The following is a 25620-nucleotide window of genomic DNA, read 5'->3' on the forward strand; positions in this document are numbered from 1 at the left end:
CGCGTGTTCTGCAGCAACTGCCCGAAGAACACGGAGGCCGGCACGCCGTCCAGTTCGACCTTGCCCGCCTCGAGCGCGCCGAGCACGCTGTCGCGCGTGCTCGCGTCGAGCGCGTCGAAGTCCTTGCCGTAGGCCTTCGTGCAGTACGCGTTCACGGCCTTGATGCCGAGCCGGTAGATGTCGCGCGGCACGAGCTTCAGCTGGTAGCCGAGTTCGGGCACGCCTTGCTGGAACGGCCCCTGCATGTACCAGAGTGCGCCGTGCGCGTAAGGCGTGTCCATCTGCCGGTCGATGAATTCGGGCACGCCGGCTTCCAGCGCGCCGGGGCCTTCGGCGTCGGCGGGAATCAGACGGTCGGTGGCGGCTTCGACAAAGGCCCACTCGCGCGCGTCGAAGAAGCGCGGCTTATAGGCGACGGCCTGACCGGCTTCAGGCCTGGCGTTGGGCGCAGAGGCGGCGCTGCCCGCCGCGGCGGTTTCGCTCGACGGCTGCTTGCCGCCCTCGCAGCCCGCCAGTGCGCTGGCGGGTACGAGCACCGCTGCCGTGCGCAGGAAGCCGCGGCGTGTCGTGAGAGGAGATTCAGACATGGTGGGATTCTGTATGAGTTCGGCGCGGTGTGGTTCGACCGCGTCCGCGTAGCCATCCTGAGTTGTTGCGCGTGACATCCGCCGCGGCGGCCACGGAACGGAGATGTTAAATGGAACCGGTTCCACGATTGGAGCGCAATTCTACAATATACCTTTACGGGGCCGGTACCGACCGCGCAAGGGCGAGCGGACCACGGTTGTCAGACCCTCCGAACAAACCCCAACAAATGCAACAAGTTGTTTGACAACTAAGGTGGGCCGGTGCTACTGTGCCCGGTATTGACAACCCACATCCCAGCACGAGGCCTCATGAACGTGTCCCCGATTGTCGAGAGCGAATTCGCCTCGACTGTGATGGCAGTGCCGCCGCTCGCACGCCGCCCCGACTTCTCCCTCGACGTCGAACAGAACCGCAAGCTGATCCGCCATATGGAAGCGGGCGGTATTCGCTCGCTGCTGTACGGCGGCAATGCGAATCTGTACCACGTCGCCGTGAGCGAATTCCGCGAGTTGCTTGACATGCTCGCCGGCCTCACCGCGCCCGAAACGCGCGTGATTCCGGCCATCGGCCCCGACTACGGCAAGATGCTCGACCAGGCGCGCATCCTCGCGCAAACGCAGTACAAGACGGCCATGGTGCTGCCGCTCTCCGGCTTCACCACGCCCGCAGGCGTCGAAGCCGGTCTCGCGCGTATCGCCGACACCGCCGGCATTCCGCTCACGCTCTATATCAAGAGCGAAGACTATGTCGACGTCGACACGCTCGTGCGCCTGATCGACCGCGGCACGCTCATTGCGGTGAAGTACGCCATCGTGCGCAAGGACCCGGCGAACGATCCGTATCTGCGCCGCCTGCTGGAACGCGTGCCGGCCTCGAAGGTCGTGTCGGGCATGGGCGAGCGTCCGGCGCTGGTCCACGTGCGCGACTTCGGTCTGGCTGCCTGGACCACGGGCTCGGGCTGTATCGCTTCGAGCGCCATCATGGCGCTCCTGAAGGCCGCGAAGGAAGGCCGTGCGGAAGAAGCCCAGCGCCTCTACGATGCCTTCATGCCGCTCGAAACGCTGCGCGACAACATCTCGCTCATCCGCGTGCTGCATGACGCCGTGACGCTCTCGGGCATTGCCGACATGGGTCCGATCCTGCCGCTGCTCTCGCAGTCGCCCGCTGAGGCGCTGCCGGCGATCGGCGACGCGGCCAGGGCGCTGCTCGCGTTCGAGCAGAAGCTGGCCGCAACGGCCCAGACCGCCAGCGCATAAATGGCAGATAGCATTTGAACGGAGCGAACATGCAGATTACTGGAGCCATGTTGTTGGGCGCGCAAGCGGTGCGCGGCGAGGCGGGCGAGATGCGCGCCTTCGCGCCCGCGCTCGGCCAGGAGATCGAGCCTTCTTTCGGCCTCGGCGGCAAGGCCGAAGTCGCGCGCGCCTGCGAACTCGCGGCGCAGGCGTTCGACGCCTTCCGCGCCGCGCCGCACGAAACGCGTGCGCGCCTGCTCGAAGCGATCGCCGAGCGCATTCTCGGCACCGGCGACGCGCTGATCGAGCGCGCGCATCTCGAATCGGCGCTGCCCAAGGCGCGCCTCGAAGGCGAGCGCGGCCGCACGGTCGGGCAGCTGCGCCTTTTCGCGTCGCTCGTGCGCGACGGCCGCTGGTGCGGCGCCGTGCTCGACTCGGCGCTGCCCGAGCGCAAGCCGCTGCCGCGCTCGGACCTGCGCGCGCATCGCATCCCGCTCGGCCCGGTGGCCGTGTTCGGCGCGAGCAACTTCCCGCTGGCGTTTTCGGTGGCGGGCGGCGACACGGCTTCGGCGCTGGCTGCCGGCTGCCCGGTCGTCGTGAAGGCGCACCTCGCGCATCCGGGCACCTCGGAACTCGTGGGCCGCGCGATCCAGCAGGCCGTGGCTGACGTCGGCCTGCCCGAAGGCGTGTTCTCGCTCGTGTTCGGCGGCGGCAACGAAGCGGGCGAAACGCTCGTGGCGCACGCGGCTATCAAGGCCGTGGGCTTCACGGGCTCGCGCCGCGGCGGTCTCGCGCTTTCGCACATCGCGGCCGCGCGTCCCGAGCCGATTCCGGTCTACGCCGAAATGAGCAGCATCAACCCGATGTTCGTGCTGCCCGCGGCGCTGGCCGCCCGCGGCGATGCGCTCGCGCGGGGCTTCGTCGACTCGCTCACGCTGGGCGTGGGCCAGTTCTGCACGAACCCGGGCCTCGTGTTCGCGATCGACTCGGCGGAACTCGACCGCTTCGTGAAGGCGGCAAGCGCCGCGCTCACGCAGAAGCCCTCGCAAAGCATGCTGACTCCCGGCATCGCCTCGACGTATGGTGAAGCGATTGCGGCGCGCAAGCAGCTGCCGGGCATCGAGAATCTCGCCGAAGGCACGAAGACAGAAGCGCATTGCGACGCGCTGCCGGTCCTCTTCAAGGCGAGCGCCGAGCAGTTCCTCGCCCAGCACGCGTTGTCGGACGAGATCTTCGGGCCGACCTCGGTCGTCGTGGCGTGCCGCGACGAAGCGGAACTCGCGCGCGTGGCGGAGCACCTCGAAGGCCAGCTCACGGCGACGCTGCACATTGACCGCGACGACTACGCGATGGCCGCGCGCCTCTTGCCGATTCTCGAGCGCAAGGCCGGCCGCATTCTCGCCAACGGCTTCCCGACGGGCGTCGAAGTCTCGTATGCGATGGTTCACGGCGGCCCGTTCCCCGCCACTTCGGACGCGCGCTCGACTTCGGTGGGCGCGATGGCGATCGAGCGCTTCCTGCGTCCGGTCTGCTACCAGGACCTGCCGGCCGAACTTTTGCCGGTCACACTGCAGAACGACAATCCGCTCGCGCTGTGGCGTTTGCGCGACGGCGAGCTGGTGAAGCAGTAATCCCGCGAAAGCGGTCAGAAAAGCGCCTGCAGAAGCCTTGCAGGCGCTTTCTCCAAAAGGAGCCCGACAAGAGGCTCACAGTAGTCTCACAAAGAGCCTGACGTTGCTTGACAACTTGATGCGTGGTTCGGCATCCTGTGTCCGGCTTTGAAAATACAAGAATCGACGGGTCGCGTAGAACAAATTCCATAAACAGAGATGTGAGGAGATGCGATGTTCGATGGACGTTTGAAGGCCAGGGTGCTGGCCGTGTGTGTGGCGGCCGCCGCGGCGCTCGGCATGAGCGCGGCAAAGGCCGATCCCGTTTCGCTGAACATAGTCGACGTGGCCGGTAACCTGCAGCTCACGCAGAAGGCTTTCGAAGCGTTCAAGGCGAAAAACCCGAATCTCGTCTCCAACATCACTTACACCAACGCGCCCGCGCCGCAGTTGCCTGGCAAGATCAAGGCCATGCAGGCCGCCGGTCGCGCCGACATCGATCTCGTGCTGACGGGGACCGACGCGCTCGCCGCCGGCATCGAACAGAATCTCTGGATGAAGCTGCTGCCCGACCAGCAGGCCGCGCTGCCGGGCGTGCTCGACAAGTACGCGCCGGGCCCGCGCAAGATGCAGGACCTGGCGCAAGGCTATGGCCTCGAAGTGGCGTACATGCCGGCCGGTCCGCTGATCGAATACAACCCGGCCAAGGTCGCCAGGCCGCCGCAAACGCCGCAGGAACTGCTGACGTGGTGCAAGGCGAACCCCGGCAAGCTGATCTATGCGCGTCCGGCCAACTCGGGTCCGGGCCGCACGTTCCTGATGGGCCTGCCTTACCTGCTCGGCGACAAGAACCCGCAAGACCCGATCAACGGCTGGGACAAGACCTGGGCGTTCCTGAAGGAGCTGAACTCGTGCGTGCCGTACTACCCGGGCGGCACCTCGGCGGTGATGAAGGAATTGGGCGAAGGCACGCGCGACATGACCGTGACGGTGACGGGCTGGGACATCAACCCGCGCGCGCTCGGCATCGTGCCGGCGGACTTCAAGGTGCAAGCGTTCAACAACATGACGTGGGTGAACGACGCCCACTACATGGTCGTGCCGAAGGGCGTTTCGAAAGAGAAGCTCGCGGTGCTGCTCAAGCTCATGAACTTCATGCTCGAGCCGCAGCAGCAGGCCATGACGTATGACGACGGCTACTTCTATCCGGGCCCGGCAGTGAAGGACGTCACGCTGCAGATGGCGCCGAAGGAAAGCCAGGACGTGATCGCGAAATACGGCCGCCCCGAGTACGCGAAGTGGCTCACGGCCTATCCGCATGTCCAGCCGCTTTCGGCGCAGGCGATGGTCGCGGCGTTCCAGAAATGGGACCGCGAAGTCGGTTCGCAGAAGTCGCAGTAACGAGAGGAAGAATCAGCAATGGACGGACCGTATTCGAGTCGCTCATTCGGGTTGAGTGCCGTCCGCGTTCCATTCGTACGTAGTTGATCTTGTTGATCAGGAACGTGTCATGAAGCATTCTTTCGATCGCCTGCGCCTCGACTCGGTGTGTCGTAGCTTCACTAGCGCAGAGGGGACGCAGCTCGCCGCGCTGCGCGGTCTCGACCTCGACATTCGCCGCGGCGAATTCATCGCGCTGCTAGGGCCGTCGGGCTGCGGCAAATCCACGGCGCTCAATTGCATCGCCGGTCTGCAGCCGCTCACGAGCGGCAGCATCTGGCTTGATGACCAGCGCATCGACGTGCTGCCGCCCGAGAAACGCGGCTTCGGCATGGTGTTCCAGAATTACGCGTTGTTCCCGCACATGACGGTGCTGGAAAACGTCGGCTTCGGCCTGAAAATGCAGGGCGTGCCGCGCGAAGAGGCGAAGCGCCGCGCGCGCGAGGCGCTGCAGCTCGTGCAGCTCGTCGGCCATGAAAACAAGCTGCCGGGCCAGCTTTCGGGCGGCCAGCAGCAGCGCGTGGCGATTGCCCGCGCCATCGTCATCGAGCCGCCGCTCGTGCTGATGGACGAGCCGCTCTCTAACCTCGACACCAAGCTGCGCATCGAAATGCGCGCGGAAATCCGCCGCATTCACGGGCAGCTCGAACGCGCCACGATTTACGTGACCCACGATCAGGACGAAGCGCTTTCGATGGCGGACCGCATCGTCGTGATGAAAGAGGGCGTCGTGCAGCAGGTCGCGACGCCGAAGGAAGTGTATAGCCGCCCCTCGAATCTGCACGTTGCGCGCTTCATGGGCTTTCGCAATGTGCTGCCGTTCGCCATGACGGGCGAGCAGGGCGCGCATGTTGCGATGTCGTCTTCGGGCATCACGCTCACAGGCGTGCCGATGGGCGAGCTGAACGGCGGCGAAATTTCCGTGGCCATGCGCCCCGAAGATTTCGAGCGCGCCAACGCGGGCGATGCGAACGCCTTCGACGTCGAAGTGGAAATGGTCGAATACGGCGGCCGCGATTCGCTGCTGCTCGCCAACGCGCCGTTCGGCAAGCTGTGGGCGCGCGTGGAAGGCGAATTCGAAGCGGGCGAGCGCGCGACGCTGCGCGTCGCGCCTTCGCACGTGCTGGCCTACGCGGAGCGTGCGTCATGAGCACGCTCCTTCCGTCGCTGGTCAAGGCGCCGCGCGATTCTCGCGGCTGGCTCGTCACGCCCGCGCTCGGCTTCATCATCGCGATGTTCCTCTATCCGTTCGCCTACGGTCTCGTCCTGTCGTTCAGGCCGATGAACGGCGGGGGCATGTTCGCGAATTACCTGCAGTTCGTTCACGACCTTTCACTCTGGCCCACGGTGTTCGTCACGCTCAAGCTGGCGGTGCCCGCGACGATCATCAATGTCGGGCTCTCCCTGCCGGTGGCCTTCGCGCTGCGCCACAAGTCGCCGTACCAGAAGCTCGTGACCACGCTGCTCGTCATCCCCGTCACGCTCGGCACTGTGCTGATCGCCGACGGCATGCTTAGCTACTTCGGCCCGAACGGCTGGTTCCCGCAGGCGCTGCACGCGCTGCATCTGTATACGAACGAAGAGATCCGGCTCACGCACAACTATTGGGGCGTGCTGATCTCGCTGATCGTTTCGGGTTTCCCGTTCGCGTTTCTGCTCACGCTCTCGTACGTCACCGGCATTGACCCGACGCTCGCGCGGGCGGCGGCCACGCTTGGCGCAGGCCCGTGGCAGCAGTTCCGGCAAATCTATTTGCCGCTGCTCGCGCCCGGTCTCACGATGGCCGCGTGCCTGTCGTTCGTGCAGGCGTATTCGGTGTTTCCTTCGGCGGTGCTGCTCGGTGCGCCCGCGGGTCCCACGCGCGTGATCTCCATTGCGGCAGCGGAGGCGGCGTTCGAGAGCTATGACTACTCGCTCGCCTCGACCATCGCCATCGTGATGGGCTTCGTGCAGTTGATCGTCGTGGCCGCGATGTTGAGCGCCAAGCGCTTCTTCTACTCGGGCCCGGTGAGCGGGGGGAAAGGCTGATGAGCGCCCATCAACGTAACGCGGCCGGCCTCGGCGCGGGTGCGCAGGCGGGCGAGGAGCGTAGCGCTCCTGCCGCTAACGTTGCGCAGGCCAGGCCCGCTTCGCGCCTGCCCGACGTGCTCTGGAAAGTGTTCGTCTGGGGCGGCGTGGTGTTCTTCCTGCTCAACGTGGTGCTGCTGATCGCCACGGTAGGCGTGAACTCGATCGCCACGCGCTGGTTCGGCACGCCGCTGCCGCAGGGCTTCACGCTGCACTGGTATGCGCAGGCGTGGCGCGACTTCCAGCTTTCGAGCGTGCTGTGGGTGACGTTCGAAGTGGTCGGCTCGGTCGTGCTGCTCTCCATCGCGCTGGGCGTGCCCGCGGCCTACGCTCTAGCGCGCGCGCAGTTCCCAGGCAAGCGCATTGCCATGCTCGTGTTCCTGCTGCCGCTCATGGTGCCGCCCGTCACGTACGGTATTCCGATGGCGACCGCCATGTACCAGATCGGCCTCGCGGGCACGTTGCCCGGCGTGATCCTCGCGAACCTGGTGCCCGCGCTGCCGTTCGTGATCCTCGTGATGACGCCGTTCATCGAGCAGATCGATCCGAACCTCGAGTCGGCCGCGCGCATTTTCGGCGCGAACACGTTCCGCTATTTCCGTTATGTATTGCTGCCGCTCCTCGTGCCGGGGATGCTGGCGGCCGGGCTGCTCGTGCTGGTGCGCACGATCGGCATGTTTGAACTCACTTTCTTTACCGCCGGGCCCGACACGCAAACGCTGGTGGTTGCGCTGTACTACGCCGTCTTCTCGACGGGCGTGCGTGCGCCGCAATCCATCGACGCGATGGCCATGATCTACATGGCCATCACGCTCGCGTGGGTGCTGGTGGCACTGCAGTTCGTCAGCCCGACACAGCTCGTGTCGCGCGTGAAGGAGCAGCGCTAGGGCCGGCGGCTTTACTGGAAACACCTGGAGCAACGCAAGATGAGCAAGAAGCGAAAGACCCCCGAAGAACTGCGCAGCCACCGCTGGTATGGCGTGAACGACCTGCGGTCGTTCGGCCATCGCTCGCGCACCGCGCAGATGGGCTACAGCCGCGAGGAGTACGCGGGCAAACCGGTGATCGCCATCCTCAATACCTGGAGCGAGATCAACCCTTGCCATACGCACTTCAAGCAGCGCGTGGAAGAGGTCAAGCGCGGCATCTGGCAGGCGGGTGGTTTCCCGATCGAACTGCCGGTGCAGACGCTTTCCGAGCCGTTCCAGAAGCCCACCACGATGCTCTATCGCAACTTCCTCGCCATGGAGGCGGAAGAGACGATCCGTTCGTACCCGGCCGACGGCGTCGTGCTGATGGGCGGCTGCGACAAGACCACGCCCGCGCTGCTGATGGGCGCGATCTCGATGGACCTGCCGACCATCTTCCTGCCCGCGGGTCCGATGCTCAACGGCAACTGGAACGGCGTGACGCTCGGTTCGGGTTCGGACACCTGGAAGCACTGGGCCGACCTGCGCGCGGGCAAGATCACCGAAGAGGACTGGAAGGGCGTGGAAGGCGGCATTGCACGCTCGCCGGGCCACTGCATGACGATGGGCACGGCATCGACGATGACGAGCGCCGCGGAAGCCTTGGGCTTCACGCTGCCAGGCTTCGCCTCGATTCCCGCGCCGGACTCGCGCCACGCGCAGATGTCGGCGAAGACGGGCATGCGCATCGTCGAGATGGTGTGGGAAGACCTGAAGCCGTCGGACATCATCACGCGCAAGTCGGTCGACAACGCCGTGACCACGTGTCTCGCGCTTTCGGGCTCGACCAACGCGATCGTCCACATGATCGCGCTTGCGCGCCGCGCCGGTGTCGATCTCACGCTCGCGCAGTACGATGAAATCGCGCGCCGCACGCCGGTGCTCGCGAACATCCGCCCGACCGGCAAGTACCTCATGGAGGACTTCTACTACGCCGGCGGCCTGCGCGCGATGCTCAAGGAACTCGGCGAGCTGATCGACGGCACGCAGATGACCGTGAACGGCAAGACGCTCGGCGAAAACATCGCCGATGCGCAAATCTACAGCGAAGAGGTGATCTATCGCCGCGCGAAGCCGCTCATGCCGGATACGGGCCTCGCCGTGCTGCGCGGCAATCTCGCGCCGGACGGCGCCGTCATCAAGCCCGGTGCGGCGGAAAAGCGCCTGCACGTGCACACGGGCAAGGCCGTAGTGTTCAAGGATTACAACGACATGGCTGCGCGCATCGACAGTGAAGAGCTCGACTGCGACGAGAACAGCGTGATCGTGCTCCAGCACGCGGGTCCTGTCGGCGCGCCGGGCATGCCGGAGTGGGGCCAGCTGCCGATTCCGCAAAAGATTCTGCAGAAGGGCGTGCGCGACATGTTGCGTATTTCCGACGCGCGCATGAGCGGCACGAGCTACGGCGCATGCGTTTTGCACGTGGCGCCGGAATCGTTCATCGGCGGTCCGCTCGCCCTCGTGCAGGACGGCGACCTGATCGAGCTGAACGTGCCGGAGCGCCGCCTGAACGTGCTGATTTCGGACGAGGAAATGGCGCGCCGCAAGGCCGCGTGGGTCGCACCGGAACCGCGCTTCAGGCGCGGATATGGCGCGATGTACCAGATGCACGTGATGCAGGCCAACAACGGCTGCGAGTTCGACTTCATGCAGCGTGACGGCGTGGGCGGCTCGTGCGCCAGCGCCGGCGGCGAACCCGAGATTCACTAAGGAGACGAATTCGGCCGGGAGCGCTTCAGGGGTGATGCGCTCCTTGCCGGACAGGAGGCAATGTAGCAACCAGGGTTTTAACGAGTATCAAACCACAACGACTAAAGATAGGACGACTGATGAAAAAGACTATCCTCGCTTCCGCGCTTGGACTCGCCGCGCTGGGCGCTCACGCGCAAAGCAGCGTCACGCTGTACGGTATCGTCGATAACGGTATTGGTTATCAAAGCAGCTCCACCTCGCTGGGCAAGACTTCTGGCGGACGTTCGCTCGTCAAGATGGCGCAGGGCATCTGGGCCGGTTCGCGCTTCGGCTTGAAGGGCGGCGAAGATCTGGGCGGCGGCACGCGCGCGATCTTCACCCTTGAAGAAGGCTTCAATTCGGCAACGGGCGCACAGCAAACCACGAACCTGATGTTCAGCCGCCAGGCGTTCGTGGGTGTCACGAACGCGAACTACGGCACGCTGACGGCCGGCCGCCAGTACGCCCCGTACTACACGCTGCTTTCGCCGTACAGCCCGACCACGTGGCTGACCGGCGCATACGGCGCGCACCCGGGCGACATCGACTCGATGGACACCATCTATCGCATCAACAACGCGCTGGTCTATACCTCGCCGAACATCGCGGGCCTGACCGTGAGCGGCATGTATGCACTGGGCGGCGTGGCGGGCAGCACCGGCGCAGGCCAGACGTGGAGCCTTGCCGCGCAATACCTGCACGGTCCGGCAGGCATCGCCGTAGGCTTCGAGCGCCTGCACAACGCGACGCCTAACGGCGGCGCATGGAGCGCGAACTCGACGGCTTACAGCAACGGCGAGCCGGGCGTGTCGGCTCTCACGAACGGCTTCCAGACGACACAGTCGCAGCAGCGCCTGGCTGTGACAGCTGGCTACCAGTTCACCTCGCAGTGGGACATTTCGGTGGCTTACTCGAACGTCCAGTACATTCCGGGCACGGGTTCGTCCTTCCACGACACGCAGATCTGGAACACGGGCGGCGTCGTGCTGCACTACAAGCCGATCACCGTGCTCGACCTCGCGGCTGGGTTCTCCTACACGCGCGCGACCAAGGCCAACGGCATCCAGAGCTCGGCTTCGTACGCACAGTACAACCTGTCGCAGTACTACACGCTGTCGAAGCGCACGGGTCTGTACTTCGTCGAGGCGTACCAGCGCGCAGGCGGTCAGACGCTTGGCACGAACGGCGCGGGCAACATCATCAACGCGACTGCCGACATCGGCGATGGCCAGAACAGCGCGCCGTCCTCGTCGCGCAGCCAGGTGGCGGGCGCGATCGGTATCATTCACCGCTTCTAAGTCTTCACGCTCCGAAAGCAGTATGTTCGGCGGTGCCGGGTCGATAACCGGCGCCGCCGTTTTTTTTGCGGGCAGAGGTAGTAGAACATCTAATCTTCGAATATCCGGCCGAATCGATAAGATCCTGCGATGTTTCACGGAGAATCGGCATGACATTCACGACTTCCGCGCTTCATCTCTCCAACGTCAGGCTGGCCGACGGCCAGCGCGTTGGCGTCGCGCTCGCCGATGGCCGCATCGAGGCAATCGGACCCCACGTCGCGGCACAGCCGGGCGTACCAGTCGTCGACGGCGGCGCAGGGCTGCTGCTGCCCGGATTCGTCGAAGGCCACACGCACCTCGACAAGAGCAACTGGGGCCGCCCGTGGTATCGCAACGAGGTAGGGCCGCTGCTCACCGACCGCATCGCCAACGAGCGCGAATGGCGCAGGACCTCGGGCCACGATGCCGCCGCCCAGTCGCTCGCGCTGGCGCGTGCATTCGTGCAGGCCGGTACGACGCGCCTGCGGACCCATGTCGACATCGACACCGACGCGCGGTTGCGCTACCTCGAAGGCGTGCTCGCCACGCGGCAGACGCTGCGCGATGTCCTCGACCTGCAGATCGTCGCGTTTCCGCAGTCGGGCATGCTGATCCGGCCCGGTACGGTCGAACTGCTCGACAGCGCACTGGCGGCCGGCGCCGACGTGCTCGGTGCGCTCGACCCGGCGCTGATCGACGGCGATCCCGTGGCCTCGCTCGATGCCACGTTCGCACTGGCGGAGCGCCATCGCAAGCCGATCGATATTCATCTGCACGAACCCGGCGAGGTCGGGGCGTTCACGCTGAAACTGCTGCTCGATCGCGTGCAGGCGCTCGGCATGCAAGGTCAGGTGGTCGTGAGTCACGCGTTTTGTCTGGGCGCGTTGCCGGAGCGTGTGCGCGACGCATTGATCGACCGGATTGCGCAACTGCGCGTGGCGCTGCTGACGAGCGCGCCGCCTTCGTGCCCGGTTCCGCCGCTCAAGGTCTGCCGCGACAGGGGCGTGACGGTGTTTGGCGGCAACGACGGCATTCGCGACACGTGGTCGCCGTATGGCGTGCCCGACATGCTCGAGCGTGCCATGTTGATCGGCTTGCGCTACGACTTGCGGCGCGACGACGATATCGCTATCGCATTCGACTGCGTGAGCGTGGCCGCCGCGCGTGGCTGCGGTTTCGCCGACTACGGTCTGCAGGTTGGGGCGCGTGCGGACCTCGTGGTCGTCGAGGCGGAGAGCGTCGCGCAGGCCGTCGTCGCGCGGCCCAAGCGCAAGCTGGTTGTCGCGAATGGATGTGTCGTCGTGCGTGATGGGGAGTGGATCGTGTAAGTGATCGGTGGGACATGCAGCACGGCGGCGCGTTCGGTCCGCCAAAAAGCGCTTCGCAGATTGCCAGGTCAGGGCTCGGTTCGACCCTTCTCTGTCGTTCCACTTAGAACAGCGTATGCAACTGCTGCGTGTTCTTCATCGGCCGCGGTGGCATCGTTAGATGCCACCGTGCGCGGCGATGAACATGGCGACTGCCGACCGGCAATAGGATTCGATTTCGTTGTCGTCCTCTGCTCTCGCCTCGTCGAAGCGGGCGATGAGCAGGAGATCGGATCCTTTGAACAGCGCGGCAAACAAGCGGGCCGACTGGAGAGCGTCGGGTACGTTCAGAATCGCTTTCGCGTGCAACTGACTCAACACGGCCTCGATTTGGGCGATGACATGCGCGGGCCCGGCATCGTAATGGAGCTTGCTTAACGACGGTTGATTCGTCTTGTCGGCCAACACCATGGCTTCGACACTGCGGACGTCCGGGCTCAACAGCGTGCGAAGCAGGGATGATCCCACCGCCATGAGCTGATCTTCGGCCGAACCGTCGACGCCTTCAGAAAGGGCCTGCGGTGCAAACCGATCGCAGCGGGCCACCATGGCCGCGCTGAACAGCGCCTCCTTGTTCTCGAAGTGCCGATAGATGCTGAGCTTGGATATCTTCGCGCGCTGGGCGACCTTGTCCATGGTCGTCGCTTGAAAACCCAATTCCACAAAGAGTTCGCAGGCGGCGTCGACGATCGTTTGGCGAAGCGCCTCGTTGGCGGGCCGGCCGCGCCGGCCCTGGCTGTTTTCGGTCACGTCAATTCCAGTACTTGACAGTATTCAAATTCATGTATTACGATACCATTAAGTATCGTAATGTGCAAGCCAAGGGTGGTTTCACCGGTTGTCCAAATCAGGGTTCCCCGGGGCGCCCGGCGACATCGAATGGGGCATTGTCCGGCCGGTCACCTACTCGCTGACCCTCTCAAGCGCGTATCGCCCGCCGATATTGCACACCACGCCCAGCCGACCCCTCCATCCACAACACGGAGCCCAACACCATGAATGACGTCATCATCATCGGCGGCAGCTTTGCCGGCCTCGCCGCCGCCCTGCAGCTCGGCCGTGCCCGCCGCAAGGTCACCGTTCTCGATACCGGCAGGCCGCGCAATCGCTTTGCCGGCCACTCGCATGGCCTGCTCGGCCACGATCACAAGCCGCCGCTGGACATCCTGGTCGAGGCGCGGCAGCAGCTGGTGCGCTATCCAACGATCAGGCTGGTCGATGCGCGGGCCGAGAGCGTGTCTGGCGCCATCGACGATTTCTGCGTCGTCACTGACGATCACGAAAGCCTGAGGGCGCGACGCCTGATCCTGAGCTATGGCGTCGCCGACCAGATGCCTGATGTTCCGGGCTTTGCCGAAAGCTGGGGCACGTCCATCGTGCCCTGCCCCTATTGCGACGGCTTTGAAGTCGCCGGCCAGCATTGGGGCCTCGTCTGGTCCAGCCCGCAATCGCACCAGTCTGCCAGGCTGTTCCGCGATTGGACTGACAAGTTGACTGTCTTCGCCGATGGTCATGACATTGCGGCCGATATCCAGGCCGATCTGGCGCGCCGCAACATACCTCTCGTCGATGGCCGGATCGTCGAGATCGCCCATCACATGGGCGATATCGCCACCGTCAATCTCGATACCGGCCGCAATGTCGCGGTCGATATCCTGTTCGCCCAACCGCGCAACAGGCCGTCCGCAAGCCTGCATGAATCGCTGGGCCTCGCCACGGTCGATACGCCCACCGGCATCGTCCTCAAGGTCGACGAGCGCCGCCAAACCAGCATGCCCGGCATCTACGCCGCCGGCGACCTCGCCACGCCCTTCTTGCCCTCGGTCACCCAGGCATCATCGCAGGGCGCTATGGCGGGTATCTTCGCCCAGCAGTCGATGGTTGTTTGAGAGCACAGATTCCTTTCTCCCGTTGCGTCGTCGCCTTCGAAAAGGGCGGCGTAGATCGGCGCGGTGAAGGACGGATCGTCGAGTCAAGGAGATGACATGGCAGAGCAAAGTGCCGATCGGGCCGGTGACTGGAAAGGTCAAAGCGGGGAGCGCTGGGTCGCGAACCAGGCCCGGCTCGACGCTATGGTGGCGGTCTTTGGCGAGGCCGCGATAGAAGCCGCCGCGCCCGCGACGGGTGAGCGCGTGCTGGACATCGGCTGCGGCGCGGGCGCGTCGAGTCTGGCTCTCGCAGCCCGCGTCGGCGCAGGGGGCCAAGTGCTGGGCGTGGACATATCCGAACCGCTGATCGGCCGGGCGCGCGCGCTTGCGCAACGGGATACGCCGGCCCTGTTTCTGGTGGCCGACGCCAGCAGCGCAGAGCTGCCCGAGGGCGCGTTCGACATCCTGTTCTCGCGTTTCGGTGTGATGTTCTTCGACAATCCGATAGCGGCGTTCGCCCACATGCGACGCGCGCTCCGGCCCGGCGGCCGGGTCGCTTTCGTCTGCTGGCGCGGCGCGGCCGAGAACGATTGGGTGCGCCTGCCGATGGGCGCGCTCAAGGGCATCGTCCCGCCGAGCGTGCTGCCCGATCCCGAAGCGCCCGGCCCGTTTTCGTTCGGCGACCGGGGGCGCGTGGCACGCATCCTGACGGCGGCCGGCTTCACCGATATTGCTATCGCCCCCTTCGACGCTTCCGTCCCGTTCGGCGAGGGCGGGACGCGGGACGCTGCGATCGACGACGCGGTGAAGATGACACTCGAGGTCGGCCCGTTGTCGCGTGCGCTCGCTGATCAGCCCGACGACATCCGCGCCCGCGCCTCGGCCGCAGTTCGTGCCGCCTTCGCGGGCCTTCCCGGCGAGCGGTCGGTGATGATCAACGGCGCGGCGTGGATCGTCATGGCACGCAATCCGGTAAGCTGACAGGTGACGTCGACCGATGTGTCAGAACCGGTCATTCCTCGTGTCTCGGGGAGGGCCTACCTTGAGCGCCGAACGGCCGGAACGCGACGCTGATTGGCCGTCGAGGGCAAAGAGCATTGGCTCTTGATGGCCGACTGCTGCGCGACACGGTGCGGACGGCGACCCGAACTGGCCACGTAGTTTAGCGACAGGGCACGCCGCGCTCAGAGGAAGTTCCTGATTAGCATCGTCACCCACCGCCAGGCACCGCCGCAGCCGGCGGCCCGGCAGCGCGCATCGGGATCCGCCAGAAGGCGGCCATTGGCGTCGCTCACCGAACTTGAGTTGCTCAGGAAGTACGCCACGCTGTCTTGCAAGGGATCGAGCCCGTCCTCAGGGATATCTATCCACAGGCCGTTTTCGGTATTCAAGCGGGCCGACAGCGAATCGAAATTGAAACTGCCAAGATAATATCGATGGCCGTCGATGAGGACCAGCTTGGCGTGCATCATGCGGTTCTCTCGGTCGGAATATTCGCGCACCTCGATCCCCGCATTCACCAAGCCGGGCAGATCGTCGGCATAGGCGCGCCCGACCGCGGGGAATTCCTGCGTGATGCTCGCCAGCGAGGCGCTCACCAGGATCACGTGGACACCTTCGCGCTGCCTGCGCTCAAGCGCCTCGCGCAGTTCCGGAACCAGGATCAGGTAGGGGTTGATGATCAGGATTTCGTGCTGCGCCTTATCGAATGCTTCCAGCATGTCCTGCAACGTGCCTGGCGAGCGCTTGTCGGGCCAGTCGTGGACATAGTGCAGTCGCTCGCAGGCGATCGGCATCCAGGCGGGATCAAAATACGCCCCGCGAGCGGGCGGAGCGGCGGGATCATTGGGCGTATCGGAGGCAGTGGGTGTATCGGTAGCGGCCAGGTCTGTCGCCAGGGCAGCAGCATCGAGCGGAGCCTGCAGCCATTCGCGCCAATAATGGATGCGAGCCGGGTCCAGCGTCGGATAACCCTGCGAGTCTCGATAAGGACTTTCGACGTTGAGGAATTTTTCCGGCTCGGGGCGAACTACTTCCGGGCTATTCCAGAACAACGCGAAATGCTGGTACATGGCGTGCAGGGAGGAAGCCTCCTGGCCGGCGTCGCCCGACACCATCAAATCGCGCTCGCTGAGCCAGTTGCGGAAGCTCTCATCCCAGATCGAGGTACTGCCGATCACGGCCGTGTCGCCAACCAGGAACAGTTTGTCGTGCATGCGATGCGAAATCTCGACGAGATCGGATCGTGGATGGAAGATTCGGAGTTCAATGCCGGGCGCCACCTCGTGCAGGGCGACGATGAGTTCGTCCTCGAACGGGTAGTGCGGCTCGGGGCCGATGCCGTCGATCAGCAGCTTGACCGGCACGCCTCGGCGCGCAGCCTCGACCAGATGACGCAAAAGCAGGCCGCCGGTCTGATCGATTTCGAAGATGTAGGCGAGGATGCGGATCTGTTCGGTAGGCGCGGCACGGTCGACCAGCGCAATCCGCGACTGCATCAACTGACCGTCATCAAGACTGGCGACCAGGTCGACACATTGCGCGTGACCTTGCTGGGAAGAGGCAAACACGCACGCCAGAATGAGCGCCAGGCTTCTTGTTGTGGTCATGATGTGGCAAACGGGTTCGATGTGTTTCCGGCCCTATGTCCTTGAAGGTCTGCAAGGCTTTGTCGCGTAAGCGCGGTCAAGTCGCTCGCTGTTACTTCGGGAAGGTGAACAGAGATCGACCCACTGCCGTCGTTCGATCATCTGCTGCGTGGAAGACCCTTCTCGAGGGTACAGCGGCCATTGCCATAACGCTGCGATCGTTGAACCATCCAGACGCCTTTCACACCTTACCTGTAGTCATTCCCCAGCGATTCGGCTAACGCATATCGGGTCTTTACCCATGCCCTTTGGAGTGGTTGCCGACTTCCTGTCATATCCATCCGCGCAAGAATGACATGACCATCGCCGACGGGGGGCCGTGAAGTTGTCATGCCCGTCACTGATTCGCGGCAAGACCAGGCTCCCGCCATCGGGCTACTGTCCTATCGATATTCCGACTCACTGTCGGTTCGCCGAGGGATCACATCATGAACAAGCTCACTGCCACCATTCTCGCCAGCTGCTTCTCGTTCGCGACCGCGGGCGCCTTCGCCGATGATAGTGTACCGACCGACGCGACTGCCAACGACGCGCCGAGTCAGGAGATAACCGCAAAGAGCGCAACAGAATCAGACGCGATGAGCGCCGACAGCGCGGCCAAAGACGCGATGAAAGAAGATGCGATGAACCATGACGGCATGGCCGGAGATGAAACAAAGAATGCCGAGGTGAAGGAGTAGTGTCGATGACAGGTGATCCGCTGATGCCAGACCAGAAGACGCTTCCCGGAGGCGCTGCACGGATCACCCTCACCAGGCACCCGCGCAGTAGTCAGGCCCTTCGAAGCCTTGACGGTTTCGGAACGTCCGTTGCCTGCTGGAGAGCCGACGTACGAATGTCAGCGTGAGAACGGTGGCCAGCGTCGGCAACTGGCGGGCATAACAACAAGGTGAAATGTCCAGGCTCTTCGCTAAGCCGCAGCCCCTCCTTATGCAAAGTTTGCATATGTCCATGCCGACACAGCATTAGACGAGCACGTCGGGCCACTTCATCATCGCGTCTCCGCAGCAATTGCGGTTGCCTCTACATCCCAGTGGTCACAAGGCATTACAACAAGGACATGCGTTATCAGGGCCGGCCGGCCGTGTAGACAGGCTCGGTACGGTACATGGATGCCGTACTCCCGGTATGGCTCGCTCGCGCTGTCCATCACGTAGGAGACAATGTGAAGCAATCGATACAACGGAACATCGGCCCGTTCGCGCTGATGTTCACCGGCCTCGGGTCGATCATCGGTTCGGGCTGGCTGTTCGGCGCGTGGAAGGCGGCGAAAATTGCAGGTCCGGCGGCGGTTTGCGCCTGGATCATCGGCGCCGTGGTCATTCTGGCCATCGCGCTCACCTACGCCGAACTCGGTGCGATGTTCCCGGAGTCGGGCGGTATGGTCCGCTACGCCCGCTACTCGCACGGCGCACTGGTGGGCTTCATCAGCGCGTGGGCGAACTGGATCGCCATTGTCTCGGTGATCCCGATCGAAGCCGAAGCCTCGATCCAGTACATGAGCACCTGGCCCTATGCCTGGGCGCACGCGCTGTTCGTCGACGGGTCGTTGACGCATTCAGGGCTCGGGCTCTCCGCGATTCTCGTGATCATTTACTTCATGCTCAACTATTGGGGCGTGAAACTGTTCGCGCGTGCCAACAGCGCGATCACGATCTTCAAGTTCATCATCCCGGGTCTGACGATCATCGGCCTGATGGCGGGTAGCTTCCACCAGGAAAACTTCGGCCAGACGACCTCGTTCGCCCCGTATGGCTGGTCGGCGGTGTTCACGGCAGTCGCCACGAGCGGCATCGTGTTCGCGTTCAACGGCTTCCAGAGCCCGATCAACCTCGCGGGTGAAGCGCGCAATCCGGCGAAGAGCGTGCCGTTCGCAGTCATCGGCTCGATTCTCTGCGCACTCGTGATCTACGTGCTGCTGCAGGTCGCCTATATCGGCGCGGTCAATCCGGCCGACGTCGCGAAGGGCTGGAACACGTTCAACTTCAAGTCGCCGTTCGCGGAACTCGCGATCGCGCTGAACCTGAACTGGCTCGCGATCCTGCTCTACGTCGATGCATTCGTGAGCCCGAGCGGCACCGGTACGACCTACATGGCGACGACCTCGCGCATGATCTACGCGATGGAGCGCAACAACACGATGCCGAAGATGTTCGGCAACGTGCACCCGTTCTACGGCGTGCCGCGCAACGCGATGTGGTTCAACCTGCTCGTGTCGTTCATCTTCATGTTCTTCTTCCGCGGTTGGAGTTCGCTCGCGGCGGTGATCTCGGTGGCAACGGTGATTTCGTACCTCACGGGTCCGATCAGCCTGATGGCGCTCAAGCGCGCCGCCACGGACATCGAGCGCCCGCTCTCCGTGCCGTTCATGAAAGTGATCGCGCCGTTCGCATTCGTGTGCGCATCGATGATCCTGTACTGGGCGAAGTGGCCGCTGACCGGCGAAATCATTCTGCTGATGGTTGTCGCGCTGCCGGTGTACTTCTACTTCCAGAGCAAGCAGGGTTTTGACGGCTGGGGCCAGGATCTGAAGGCCGCATGGTGGCTGTGCGCGTACCTGCCGATCATGGCGCTGCTCTCGCTCGTCGGCAGCAAGCAGTTCGGCGGCGCCGGTCTGCTTCCATACGGCTGGGACATGCTGGTCGTCGCGCTGGTCTCGCTCGTGTTCTATTACTGGGGCGTGAATTCGGGCTACCGCTCGCCGTACCTCGCGGAACGCCAGGAGCACGACGAAGTCCTCGAGGGCATCGCAGTCCATTGAATGTCGATCGCCTGTCATGCGCGCCGTGGTCATCGCCAGCAGAGATATCTCTGCTGGCGCTCGGAAATGCATTACAGGCTGCGAAGACGCGGGAGCATTGCAGGGGGCGGCGTCCATCGCATGGTCGAACGCTTTGACGCTGGCACCGCTCGAAGATCGGAGGAGGTAGTCGTGGCGATGCGTGCTCTGATTGCGGGATCAGGCCTGAAGTTGGCAACAGAAAAGATGTTGCGAAGTACGGCGGCGTCTAGGCATCACTGGATGAAACGTCGTAGCTCTACCGTGGACGGGCGGCCGAAGATGTCCTCGGGCGGTCCGCTTTCCCATACGCGGCCTTCGTGCATGAACACCACGTTGTCACTGACCGCGCGCGCGAAGCGCATTTCGTGGGTAACCATGATGAGAGTCATGTTCTCGCGCGCGAGGCTTTCCACGACGCCCAACACCTCGCCCACCAGTTCGGGGTCGAGCGCGGATGTGATTTCGTCGCAGAGGAGTACGCTCGGCTTCATGGCGAGTGCGCGCGCAATGGCGACGCGCTGCTGCTGTCCACCCGAGAGTTGATTGGGATATGCGTCGAATTTGTCGCCCAGACCAACGCGCTCCAGCATTTGATGCGCGTTGGCGCGCGCTTCCTTGCGCGGCGCCTTCTTGACAACCGTCTGTGCAAGCATCACGTTTTCGCTGGCCGTGAGATGCGGAAACAGGTTGTATTGCTGGAAGACCATGCCGACCTTCAGCCGCAGTGCCCGCAGGTCCGCGTGCCGTGCATCGACGTGTTCGCCGTCGATTTCGATCGATCCCGCGTCGATACTTTCGAGCCCGTTCAGCGTCCGCAGCAATGTGCTCTTGCCGGAGCCGCTGCGCCCAATGATGCTGACGACCTGGCCGCGTTCGACCGTAAGGTCGATTCCCTTCAGTACATGATGGGCGCCGAACTGCTTTTCGACGCCCTCGGTCTTAACAAGCGGCATGCCATTTCCTTTGCAGGGCCCGCGCATACCGCGTAAGCGGGTAGCACAGGGCGAAATAGACCAGCGCAACGAGTCCGTAGACGAGAAACGGGCGAAACGTCGCGTTCGAAATTTGGGTGCCAGCCTTCGTGAGTTCGGCAAAGCCGATAATCGACACGAGCGCCGTATCCTTGATGGCCTGCACACCGAAACCCACGGTGGGACCGATGGCGATACGCGCGGCTTGCGGCAGGATCACGTGACGTAACTGCTCGAAATAGTTCATGGCGAGACTGGCGGATGCTTCCCATTGACCTTTGGGCACCGCCTCCACGCAGCCGCGCCAGATTTCTGCCAGATAGGCACTGGTGAAGAAGGTAAGGCCAAGCGTGGCCGCCATCCAGGCCGAGACGTCGACACCTAGCAGCGGCAGGCCGAAGTACACGATAAACAGTTGCAGCAGCAACGGCGTGCCCTGGAACACTTCGATATAGACACGCACGAGAGCGCGCAGCACGCGCGAGCTCGATACGCGCATCACGAGCAGCAGCAAACCGACCATGCCACCGGTAACGAACGAAACGAGTGAGAGCAGGACAGTCCATCGCGCGGCCAGGAGCAATCCTGCGACGATCTGCGCGAATGTGAACTCGATCATCGCGCACCTCGCATGTTGCGCGTGAACAGTCGTCGGCCGGCGGCGGTGAGCGCGGCGCGCAGGAGTAGCGCCATCCCAAGATAGATCCCGGCGATGAGGAAATACGTTTCGAAAGCGCGGAAATTGCGCGACTGCACGTAGCTAGCCGCATACGTGAGATCCGCGACCGAGATCTGCGAGACGACGGCCGAGCCAAGCATCGTGATGACGATCTGGCTCGCCAGCGCCGGGAACACCTTCGCGAATGCTTGTGGAAGCAGCACGTGCACAAACGTTTCGCGGCGCGACATCGCGAGTGCCGCAGCGGCCTCGTGATGTCCGCGCGGCACCGCTTCAATGCCTGCGCGCAGGATTTCCACGGCATACGCACCGAGGTTCAGCGTCATGGCGAGCACGGCCGCGGTGTATTCGCCGATGTGCACGCCGAGGGCGGGCAGACCGAAGAACACGAAGAAAAGCTGGACGAGAAACGGCGTGTTGCGAATCGCCTCCACGTAGGCGTGAACGACTGCGCGCGGCGTCGCGCGGGGGCTCTGATATGCGGCGGCGCCCGCAACGCCGAGGCTGATGCCCAGCAGCGTTGAACTCGCCGTGAGCGCAAGCGTGACTGCGGCGCCGCTCGCGAACATGGTGGCATAGGCGGCGAGGTCGCCGAACTGAAGCTGATAGCTCATGAGGAAATGAGGGTTGCGTAGCGGAAATTGCCAGCCGCGCGTGGTGGCAACGCGGGCGTCACAGATTGGCGGGCAATGGTTGACCGAACCACTTTTTCGACATCGCCTGAAGTGAACCGTCTTTCTTCGCTTGCTCGATGGTTGTGTTGACCCTCGTGAGCAGTTGCGGCTCGTTCTTGTTGAGGCCCACGAAACACGGCGAGTCCTTGATGACGAACTTCATCTGCGGTTCGCGCGGCGGGTGTTTTGCGAGGATCGCCGCGGCGACGATGTTGCCCGCCGCGATCAACTGCACCTGGCCCGAGAGAAATGCCTGGATGGTCGCGTTGTTGTCGTCGAAGCGTCGGATGGTGGCGTTGGGCGCCATGTTGGTGAGCGCGACTTCTTCGAGTGCACCGCGCGTAGCGCCAACCGTTTTGCCAGTGAGGTCCGCCGCTGTGTTGACCTTGATGTCGACTGGCCCGAAAACGCCCTGGAAGTACGGAGCATAGGCCTGCGAAAAATCGATGACCTTCTCGCGTTCCGGCGTTCTGCCGAGCGAGGAGATCACGAGGTCGACCTTGTCGGTCTGCAGGTAGGGAATCCGGTTCGCGCTGTTGACGGGCACGAGTTGAAGCTTGACCTTCATCGATTTTGCGAGCAGTGCCGCCATGTCGATGTCATAGCCTTGCGGCTGCATGTCGGGACCGATAGCGCCAAACGGAGGATAGTCCTCCGGGACGGCTACACGCAGCGTGCCGCGCTTGGCGATGGCGTCGAGCGCATCGGCGTTGGCGGCCTGTACCGTAACGAGGGCCAAGGCTGGCACTGCCAGCAGCGCAGCGAGCCAGCAGCCACGGCGAAATGAATTGGACTTGTATTCCATGCTGGATTTCCGAGGAGATTTGCCGCTCGCCATGGGTATCAAGCGCGAGCGTGCCATGCTCCAAGCAAGGACCGCGCCAATGCCGGCGCGCCAAGCCCGTGATCCTCCAGGCAGATGAAATGACTGCGCCGGTTTTGGCTCGATGTCGGGGATATTCACCAGATCGGTGCGTGCTGGCTTCTGCGGGGAATGCATCACGAGCACGCAGGTGCGTTTCGCGCGACGCCACGCGGGCAGTCCCGATTTGCCTACCGCAAATTCAGGAAAACCTGACAGCTGTTCCGTTTCAGTCGTTGCGGCGAAACACCGTAAACATGGTGGTACCACCGGCTACGAAACAAGTCGCAACGGCGAAGCACGCGAGCGCCGGCCGCGCGAACTATCAGGAAGTCAGCATGCACAGCTTCACACAAAGCATCAAATTCAAGATCGTTCTTGCATTCAGTGTATGTCTGGTACTCATCGCTGCAGTGGGTGCCTTTGGTCAGTTTGGGCTGTCGCGGCTGAATTCGAATGTAAGCGATTCCTATGAGGGGAACCTGCTTCCGATTCTTGATCTCGAGGACACGCGAGCCGCACTGCTCGAAATGCGCCTTCAGGTTCGTCGCGCCCAGTCTCTTCACGATGTAGCACAGACGAAAGCCAGCATCGGCAGGATTCGCGCGGCTCAGGATCGCCTCAGCAAGGGCTGGAGCGACTACTACCCAAACCGCGTCTCCAGTGACAAGGAGCGCGAACTCGCCGACACCATCAAGAATTTGTTGCCGCAGTTCGAGGCAGGCATTGATGCGGAGGTCTCGGCGCTGGAAGCTGGCAACTACGACGCCGTATCGACACTCGTCGACAAGTATGGCGAAGTGGCCAATGCGACCAGCAAATCGCTCGACGACGACGTTGCCGAAAATCGGCGCCAGGCAAAGCAGTCTGTCGACGACAGCGAAGGCACTTTTGGCACGATTCGCTGGGTATCCATTGCGCTGATTGGCCTCGGTCTCGTAGGTGCCACGGGAGCCATGGTCTATCTTTCCCGGGCTGTTACGAAGCCGCTCGGCGAAGCGGTGGGCATCGCGAACCGGATCGCCGTCGGCGAACTCGAAAACCGCATCACGGTGCGCACACGCGACGAATTTGGCCAACTGCTCGAAGCGTTGAATAAAATGGACCAGCAGTTGAGCGACACCGTGCGGGGCATCAAGTCGGGCGCCGAGTCGGTCACCGTGGCAGCGCAGGAAATTGCCGCCGGCAACACGGACCTGTCGGCCCGCACCGAAGAGCAGGCGGCGTCGCTCGAAGAAACAGCATCAAGCATGACTGAGTTGACCGAAACCGTGAAGCAGAACGCCGAGAACGCCCGGCAAGCCAATGCGCTTGCAACCCGAGCCACCGAGATGGCCGATTCAGGCAACGAAGCCGTACAGGGTATGGTCGGCACGATCGAGCGGATCAGCGGCAGTTCGACGAAGATTTCGGAGATCACCGGCGTGATCGAGGGCATAGCGTTTCAGACCAACATTCTCGCGCTCAATGCCGCAGTGGAGGCAGCGCGGGCGGGTGAACAGGGTCGGGGATTCGCGGTGGTCGCCAGTGAGGTTCGCAGCCTGGCACAGCGCTCCGCGGCGGCTGCCAAGGAGATCAAGGAACTGATCGGTTCGTCTGTGGCGATGATTCGGGACGGGGCACAGCAGGCGGGCGACGTGGGTGCGACGATGGGTGAGGTCAAGCAGGCGATCAAGCAGGTGTCCGACATCGTGGGCGAAATTGCGGCGGCATCTGAAGAGCAGAGCCGCGGCATCGAGCAAGTCAATCAGGCCGTCATGCAGATGGACGACGTGACCCAGCAAAACGCCGCGCTCGTTGAAGAGGCCGCGGCAGCGGCGCATTCGCTCGAAGAGCAGGCAATGAGTCTTACGGGTACGGTTGCGGTGTTCAGGCTTGCCGACGCAAGGGGCGCCCAAACGCAAACACCGGAAAAGCCGCGAATCAAGACCGCTTGCCGCGCTGCTCCACCGGCGTGAAATCGAAGCTGGCGAAACTGCCGCCCTGATACCGCTGCGCCGTCGCGTCGAGCGGATTCTTCTGCGCCAGAATTTCAGCCGCCCAATCTTCCGAGTTCTGCTTCGGCTCATAGCCAAGCCGTTTCGCGTCGTCGTGCGCGCCTTCCTGAATCCAGTAGCTGCGCGTGTTGTTCGACACGCCCCACACCACGGCAAAGCCGATTTCATCCACATTGATCACACGATCGACGAGATGGAACAGGTCCTCGTGGCCGAACCACGTGCTCAATTGACGGAACTCGGTGGGCCTCGGCAGGCAGCTGCCGATGCGCACGTTCACGGTTTCGATGCCATGCTTGTCCCAGTACAGGCGCGCGAGCGATTCGCCCCATGCCTTGGAAAGACCGTAGAAGCCGTCCGGGCGAAACGCGCAGTCGAGCGTGAGCTTCTCTTCCACGGGGTACATGCCGATCGCGTGATTCGAGCTCGCGAACAGCATGCGCTTCGTGCCGTGGCGGCGCATGCCCTCGTAGACTTCGACGAGACCGCGCAGGTTGTTCTCGATGATCTCGGGCAGGGGACGCTCGACGCTCGTGCCGGCCATATGGATCAGCACGTCCACGCCGTCGAGCAGGCGGTCGACCACGGCGGGGTCGCGCAGATCGCCGTGCATCACGTCTTCGCCCGCGACGAGCGGTTCGAGCGGCTTCGAGCCGGCCGCGGAACGCAGGTTCACGCCGCGTTCGAGCAGGCCCTTGCGCAACACGGTGCCGAGCTGGCCGCCCGCACCGGTCAATGCAACTTTCTTCACTGTGATTGTCCTCACGTAGAAATGCCGAAAGCCGGCACCCTCGCGGGCGCCGGCCGGTGAACA

Annotated in this window: 22 protein-coding genes; 14 read left to right on the top strand and 8 right to left on the bottom strand. The window is 63.6% G+C overall.

Annotated elements, in window-relative coordinates; genetic code table 11:
• The coding region (locus BFD71_RS26635; protein ID WP_069267322.1) for a gluconate 2-dehydrogenase subunit 3 family protein at positions 1-587 on the bottom strand (587 nt) is incomplete at its 3' end.
• A gap of 309 nt (positions 588-896) precedes the next feature.
• On the opposite strand from BFD71_RS26635, the gene BFD71_RS26640 reads away from it, so the two are divergent.
• The 9 genes from BFD71_RS26640 (at position 897) to BFD71_RS26680 (ending at position 12286) form a co-directional block, all read left to right on the top strand.
• Positions 897-1844, top strand: coding sequence for a dihydrodipicolinate synthase family protein (locus BFD71_RS26640; RefSeq protein WP_069267323.1), 948 nt, complete (start codon positions 897-899; stop codon positions 1842-1844).
• Positions 1845-1873: 29 nt separating this feature from the next.
• Positions 1874-3454: an aldehyde dehydrogenase (NADP(+)) gene (locus BFD71_RS26645; RefSeq protein ID WP_069267324.1), complete on the top strand. Its 1581-nt coding sequence runs from the start codon at positions 1874-1876 to the stop codon at positions 3452-3454.
• A 279-nt stretch (positions 3455-3733) separates the two neighbouring features.
• Positions 3734-4834 carry an ABC transporter substrate-binding protein gene (locus tag BFD71_RS26650; RefSeq protein ID WP_256094948.1) on the top strand — a complete coding sequence of 367 codons (1101 nt, stop codon included), beginning with the start codon at positions 3734-3736 and terminating at the stop codon, positions 4832-4834.
• A 109-nt stretch (positions 4835-4943) separates the two neighbouring features.
• Complete coding sequence (locus BFD71_RS26655; protein ID WP_069267326.1) at positions 4944-6023, top strand: ABC transporter ATP-binding protein; 1080 nt, start codon at positions 4944-4946, stop codon at positions 6021-6023.
• The gene (locus BFD71_RS26660; protein WP_069267327.1) at positions 6020-6901 is read left to right on the top strand and encodes an ABC transporter permease; all 882 of its coding nucleotides are present in this window, start codon (positions 6020-6022) and stop codon (positions 6899-6901) included. Before BFD71_RS26655 ends, BFD71_RS26660 begins: the two co-directional genes overlap by 4 nt.
• The gene (locus BFD71_RS26665; protein ID WP_083245494.1) at positions 6901-7827 is read left to right on the top strand and encodes an ABC transporter permease; all 927 of its coding nucleotides are present in this window, start codon (positions 6901-6903) and stop codon (positions 7825-7827) included. Before BFD71_RS26660 ends, BFD71_RS26665 begins: the two co-directional genes overlap by 1 nt.
• Positions 7828-7866: 39 nt before the next feature.
• A complete protein-coding gene (araD, locus tag BFD71_RS26670; RefSeq protein ID WP_069267328.1) occupies positions 7867-9618 on the top strand; it encodes an L-arabinonate dehydratase in 1752 nt (583 codons plus the stop codon).
• A gap of 119 nt (positions 9619-9737) precedes the next feature.
• A complete protein-coding gene (locus BFD71_RS26675; RefSeq protein WP_069267329.1) occupies positions 9738-10937 on the top strand; it encodes a porin in 1200 nt (399 codons plus the stop codon).
• A 149-nt stretch (positions 10938-11086) separates the two neighbouring features.
• Positions 11087-12286, top strand: coding sequence for an amidohydrolase family protein (locus BFD71_RS26680; RefSeq protein ID WP_069267330.1), 1200 nt, complete (start codon positions 11087-11089; stop codon positions 12284-12286).
• A 156-nt stretch (positions 12287-12442) separates the two neighbouring features.
• Here BFD71_RS26680 and BFD71_RS26685 read toward each other — a convergent pair whose 3' ends face one another.
• Positions 12443-13075 carry a TetR/AcrR family transcriptional regulator gene (locus BFD71_RS26685; RefSeq protein ID WP_069267331.1) on the bottom strand — a complete coding sequence of 211 codons (633 nt, stop codon included), beginning with the start codon at positions 13073-13075 and terminating at the stop codon, positions 12443-12445.
• A gap of 245 nt (positions 13076-13320) precedes the next feature.
• On the opposite strand from BFD71_RS26685, the gene BFD71_RS26690 reads away from it, so the two are divergent.
• Both BFD71_RS26690 and BFD71_RS26695 read left to right on the top strand, forming a co-directional pair.
• Positions 13321-14214 (top strand): NAD(P)/FAD-dependent oxidoreductase, encoded by an 894-nt coding sequence (locus tag BFD71_RS26690; RefSeq protein ID WP_069267332.1) that lies wholly within the window; start codon positions 13321-13323, stop codon positions 14212-14214.
• A gap of 96 nt (positions 14215-14310) precedes the next feature.
• Complete coding sequence (locus BFD71_RS26695; RefSeq protein WP_069267333.1) at positions 14311-15174, top strand: class I SAM-dependent methyltransferase; 864 nt, start codon at positions 14311-14313, stop codon at positions 15172-15174.
• A 203-nt stretch (positions 15175-15377) separates the two neighbouring features.
• Here BFD71_RS26695 and BFD71_RS26700 read toward each other — a convergent pair whose 3' ends face one another.
• Complete coding sequence (locus BFD71_RS26700; RefSeq protein ID WP_256094940.1) at positions 15378-16802, bottom strand: phospholipase D-like domain-containing protein; 1425 nt, start codon at positions 16800-16802, stop codon at positions 15378-15380.
• Between the two features lie 467 nt (positions 16803-17269).
• On the opposite strand from BFD71_RS26700, the gene BFD71_RS26705 reads away from it, so the two are divergent.
• Together BFD71_RS26705 and BFD71_RS26710 are read left to right on the top strand one after the other, a co-directional pair.
• Positions 17270-17521 carry a pentapeptide MXKDX repeat protein gene (locus BFD71_RS26705; protein ID WP_069267335.1) on the top strand — a complete coding sequence of 84 codons (252 nt, stop codon included), beginning with the start codon at positions 17270-17272 and terminating at the stop codon, positions 17519-17521.
• Positions 17522-18006: 485 nt separating this feature from the next.
• Positions 18007-19602 (top strand): APC family permease, encoded by a 1596-nt coding sequence (locus BFD71_RS26710; protein ID WP_069267336.1) that lies wholly within the window; start codon positions 18007-18009, stop codon positions 19600-19602.
• A gap of 254 nt (positions 19603-19856) precedes the next feature.
• On the opposite strand, the gene BFD71_RS26715 is transcribed toward BFD71_RS26710, so the two are convergent.
• Genes BFD71_RS26715 through BFD71_RS26730 form a run of 4 tightly spaced genes read right to left on the bottom strand, consistent with a single transcriptional unit; the run spans position 19857 to position 22752 of the window.
• Positions 19857-20576, bottom strand: a complete 720-nt coding sequence (locus tag BFD71_RS26715; RefSeq protein WP_069267337.1) for an amino acid ABC transporter ATP-binding protein — start codon at positions 20574-20576, stop codon at positions 19857-19859.
• Entirely contained in the window at positions 20563-21213 is a 651-nt protein-coding gene (locus BFD71_RS26720; protein ID WP_069267338.1) for an amino acid ABC transporter permease, read from the bottom strand. The genes BFD71_RS26715 and BFD71_RS26720 overlap by 14 nt, the downstream gene beginning before the upstream one ends.
• Positions 21210-21887: an amino acid ABC transporter permease gene (locus tag BFD71_RS26725; RefSeq protein ID WP_069267339.1), complete on the bottom strand. Its 678-nt coding sequence runs from the start codon at positions 21885-21887 to the stop codon at positions 21210-21212. The genes BFD71_RS26720 and BFD71_RS26725 overlap by 4 nt, the downstream gene beginning before the upstream one ends.
• A 58-nt stretch (positions 21888-21945) precedes the next feature.
• Positions 21946-22752, bottom strand: coding sequence for a transporter substrate-binding domain-containing protein (locus BFD71_RS26730; protein WP_069267340.1), 807 nt, complete (start codon positions 22750-22752; stop codon positions 21946-21948).
• A 395-nt stretch (positions 22753-23147) separates the two neighbouring features.
• On the opposite strand from BFD71_RS26730, the gene BFD71_RS26735 reads away from it, so the two are divergent.
• Positions 23148-24767, top strand: coding sequence for a methyl-accepting chemotaxis protein (locus tag BFD71_RS26735; RefSeq protein ID WP_083245501.1), 1620 nt, complete (start codon positions 23148-23150; stop codon positions 24765-24767).
• On the opposite strand, the gene BFD71_RS26740 is transcribed toward BFD71_RS26735, so the two are convergent.
• Complete coding sequence (locus BFD71_RS26740) at positions 24733-25557, bottom strand: NAD-dependent epimerase/dehydratase family protein (protein ID WP_069267341.1); 825 nt, start codon at positions 25555-25557, stop codon at positions 24733-24735. The two genes, BFD71_RS26735 and BFD71_RS26740, sit on opposite strands and share 35 nt — an antisense overlap.
• Positions 25558-25620: the final 63 nt, after the last annotated feature.

Source organism: Paraburkholderia nodosa (genome assembly GCF_001718195.1).
GTDB lineage: Bacteria > Pseudomonadota > Gammaproteobacteria > Burkholderiales > Burkholderiaceae > Paraburkholderia > Paraburkholderia nodosa_A.

Excerpts from the sequence above, each read along its gene's own strand:
- BFD71_RS26675 (WP_069267329.1), top strand. The coding sequence starts at position 9,738 with ATGAAAAAGACTATCCTCGCTTCCGCGCTTGGACTCGCCGCGCTGGGC.
- BFD71_RS26690 (WP_069267332.1), top strand. The coding sequence starts at position 13,321 with ATGAATGACGTCATCATCATCGGCGGCAGCTTTGCCGGCCTCGCCGCC.
- BFD71_RS26680 (WP_069267330.1), top strand. The coding sequence starts at position 11,087 with ATGACATTCACGACTTCCGCGCTTCATCTCTCCAACGTCAGGCTGGCC.
- BFD71_RS26645 (WP_069267324.1), top strand. The coding sequence starts at position 1,874 with ATGCAGATTACTGGAGCCATGTTGTTGGGCGCGCAAGCGGTGCGCGGC.
- BFD71_RS26715 (WP_069267337.1), bottom strand. The coding sequence starts at position 20,576 with ATGCCGCTTGTTAAGACCGAGGGCGTCGAAAAGCAGTTCGGCGCCCAT.
- BFD71_RS26650 (WP_256094948.1), top strand. The coding sequence starts at position 3,734 with ATGAGCGCGGCAAAGGCCGATCCCGTTTCGCTGAACATAGTCGACGTG.
- BFD71_RS26665 (WP_083245494.1), top strand. The coding sequence starts at position 6,901 with ATGAGCGCCCATCAACGTAACGCGGCCGGCCTCGGCGCGGGTGCGCAG.
- BFD71_RS26655 (WP_069267326.1), top strand. The coding sequence starts at position 4,944 with ATGAAGCATTCTTTCGATCGCCTGCGCCTCGACTCGGTGTGTCGTAGC.
- BFD71_RS26640 (WP_069267323.1), top strand. The coding sequence starts at position 897 with ATGAACGTGTCCCCGATTGTCGAGAGCGAATTCGCCTCGACTGTGATG.
- BFD71_RS26720 (WP_069267338.1), bottom strand. The coding sequence starts at position 21,213 with ATGATCGAGTTCACATTCGCGCAGATCGTCGCAGGATTGCTCCTGGCC.
- BFD71_RS26705 (WP_069267335.1), top strand. The coding sequence starts at position 17,270 with ATGAACAAGCTCACTGCCACCATTCTCGCCAGCTGCTTCTCGTTCGCG.
- BFD71_RS26695 (WP_069267333.1), top strand. The coding sequence starts at position 14,311 with ATGGCAGAGCAAAGTGCCGATCGGGCCGGTGACTGGAAAGGTCAAAGC.
- BFD71_RS26730 (WP_069267340.1), bottom strand. The coding sequence starts at position 22,752 with ATGGAATACAAGTCCAATTCATTTCGCCGTGGCTGCTGGCTCGCTGCG.
- BFD71_RS26735 (WP_083245501.1), top strand. The coding sequence starts at position 23,148 with ATGCACAGCTTCACACAAAGCATCAAATTCAAGATCGTTCTTGCATTC.
- araD (WP_069267328.1), top strand. The coding sequence starts at position 7,867 with ATGAGCAAGAAGCGAAAGACCCCCGAAGAACTGCGCAGCCACCGCTGG.
- BFD71_RS26700 (WP_256094940.1), bottom strand. The coding sequence starts at position 16,802 with ATGACCACAACAAGAAGCCTGGCGCTCATTCTGGCGTGCGTGTTTGCC.
- BFD71_RS26725 (WP_069267339.1), bottom strand. The coding sequence starts at position 21,887 with ATGAGCTATCAGCTTCAGTTCGGCGACCTCGCCGCCTATGCCACCATG.
- BFD71_RS26660 (WP_069267327.1), top strand. The coding sequence starts at position 6,020 with ATGAGCACGCTCCTTCCGTCGCTGGTCAAGGCGCCGCGCGATTCTCGC.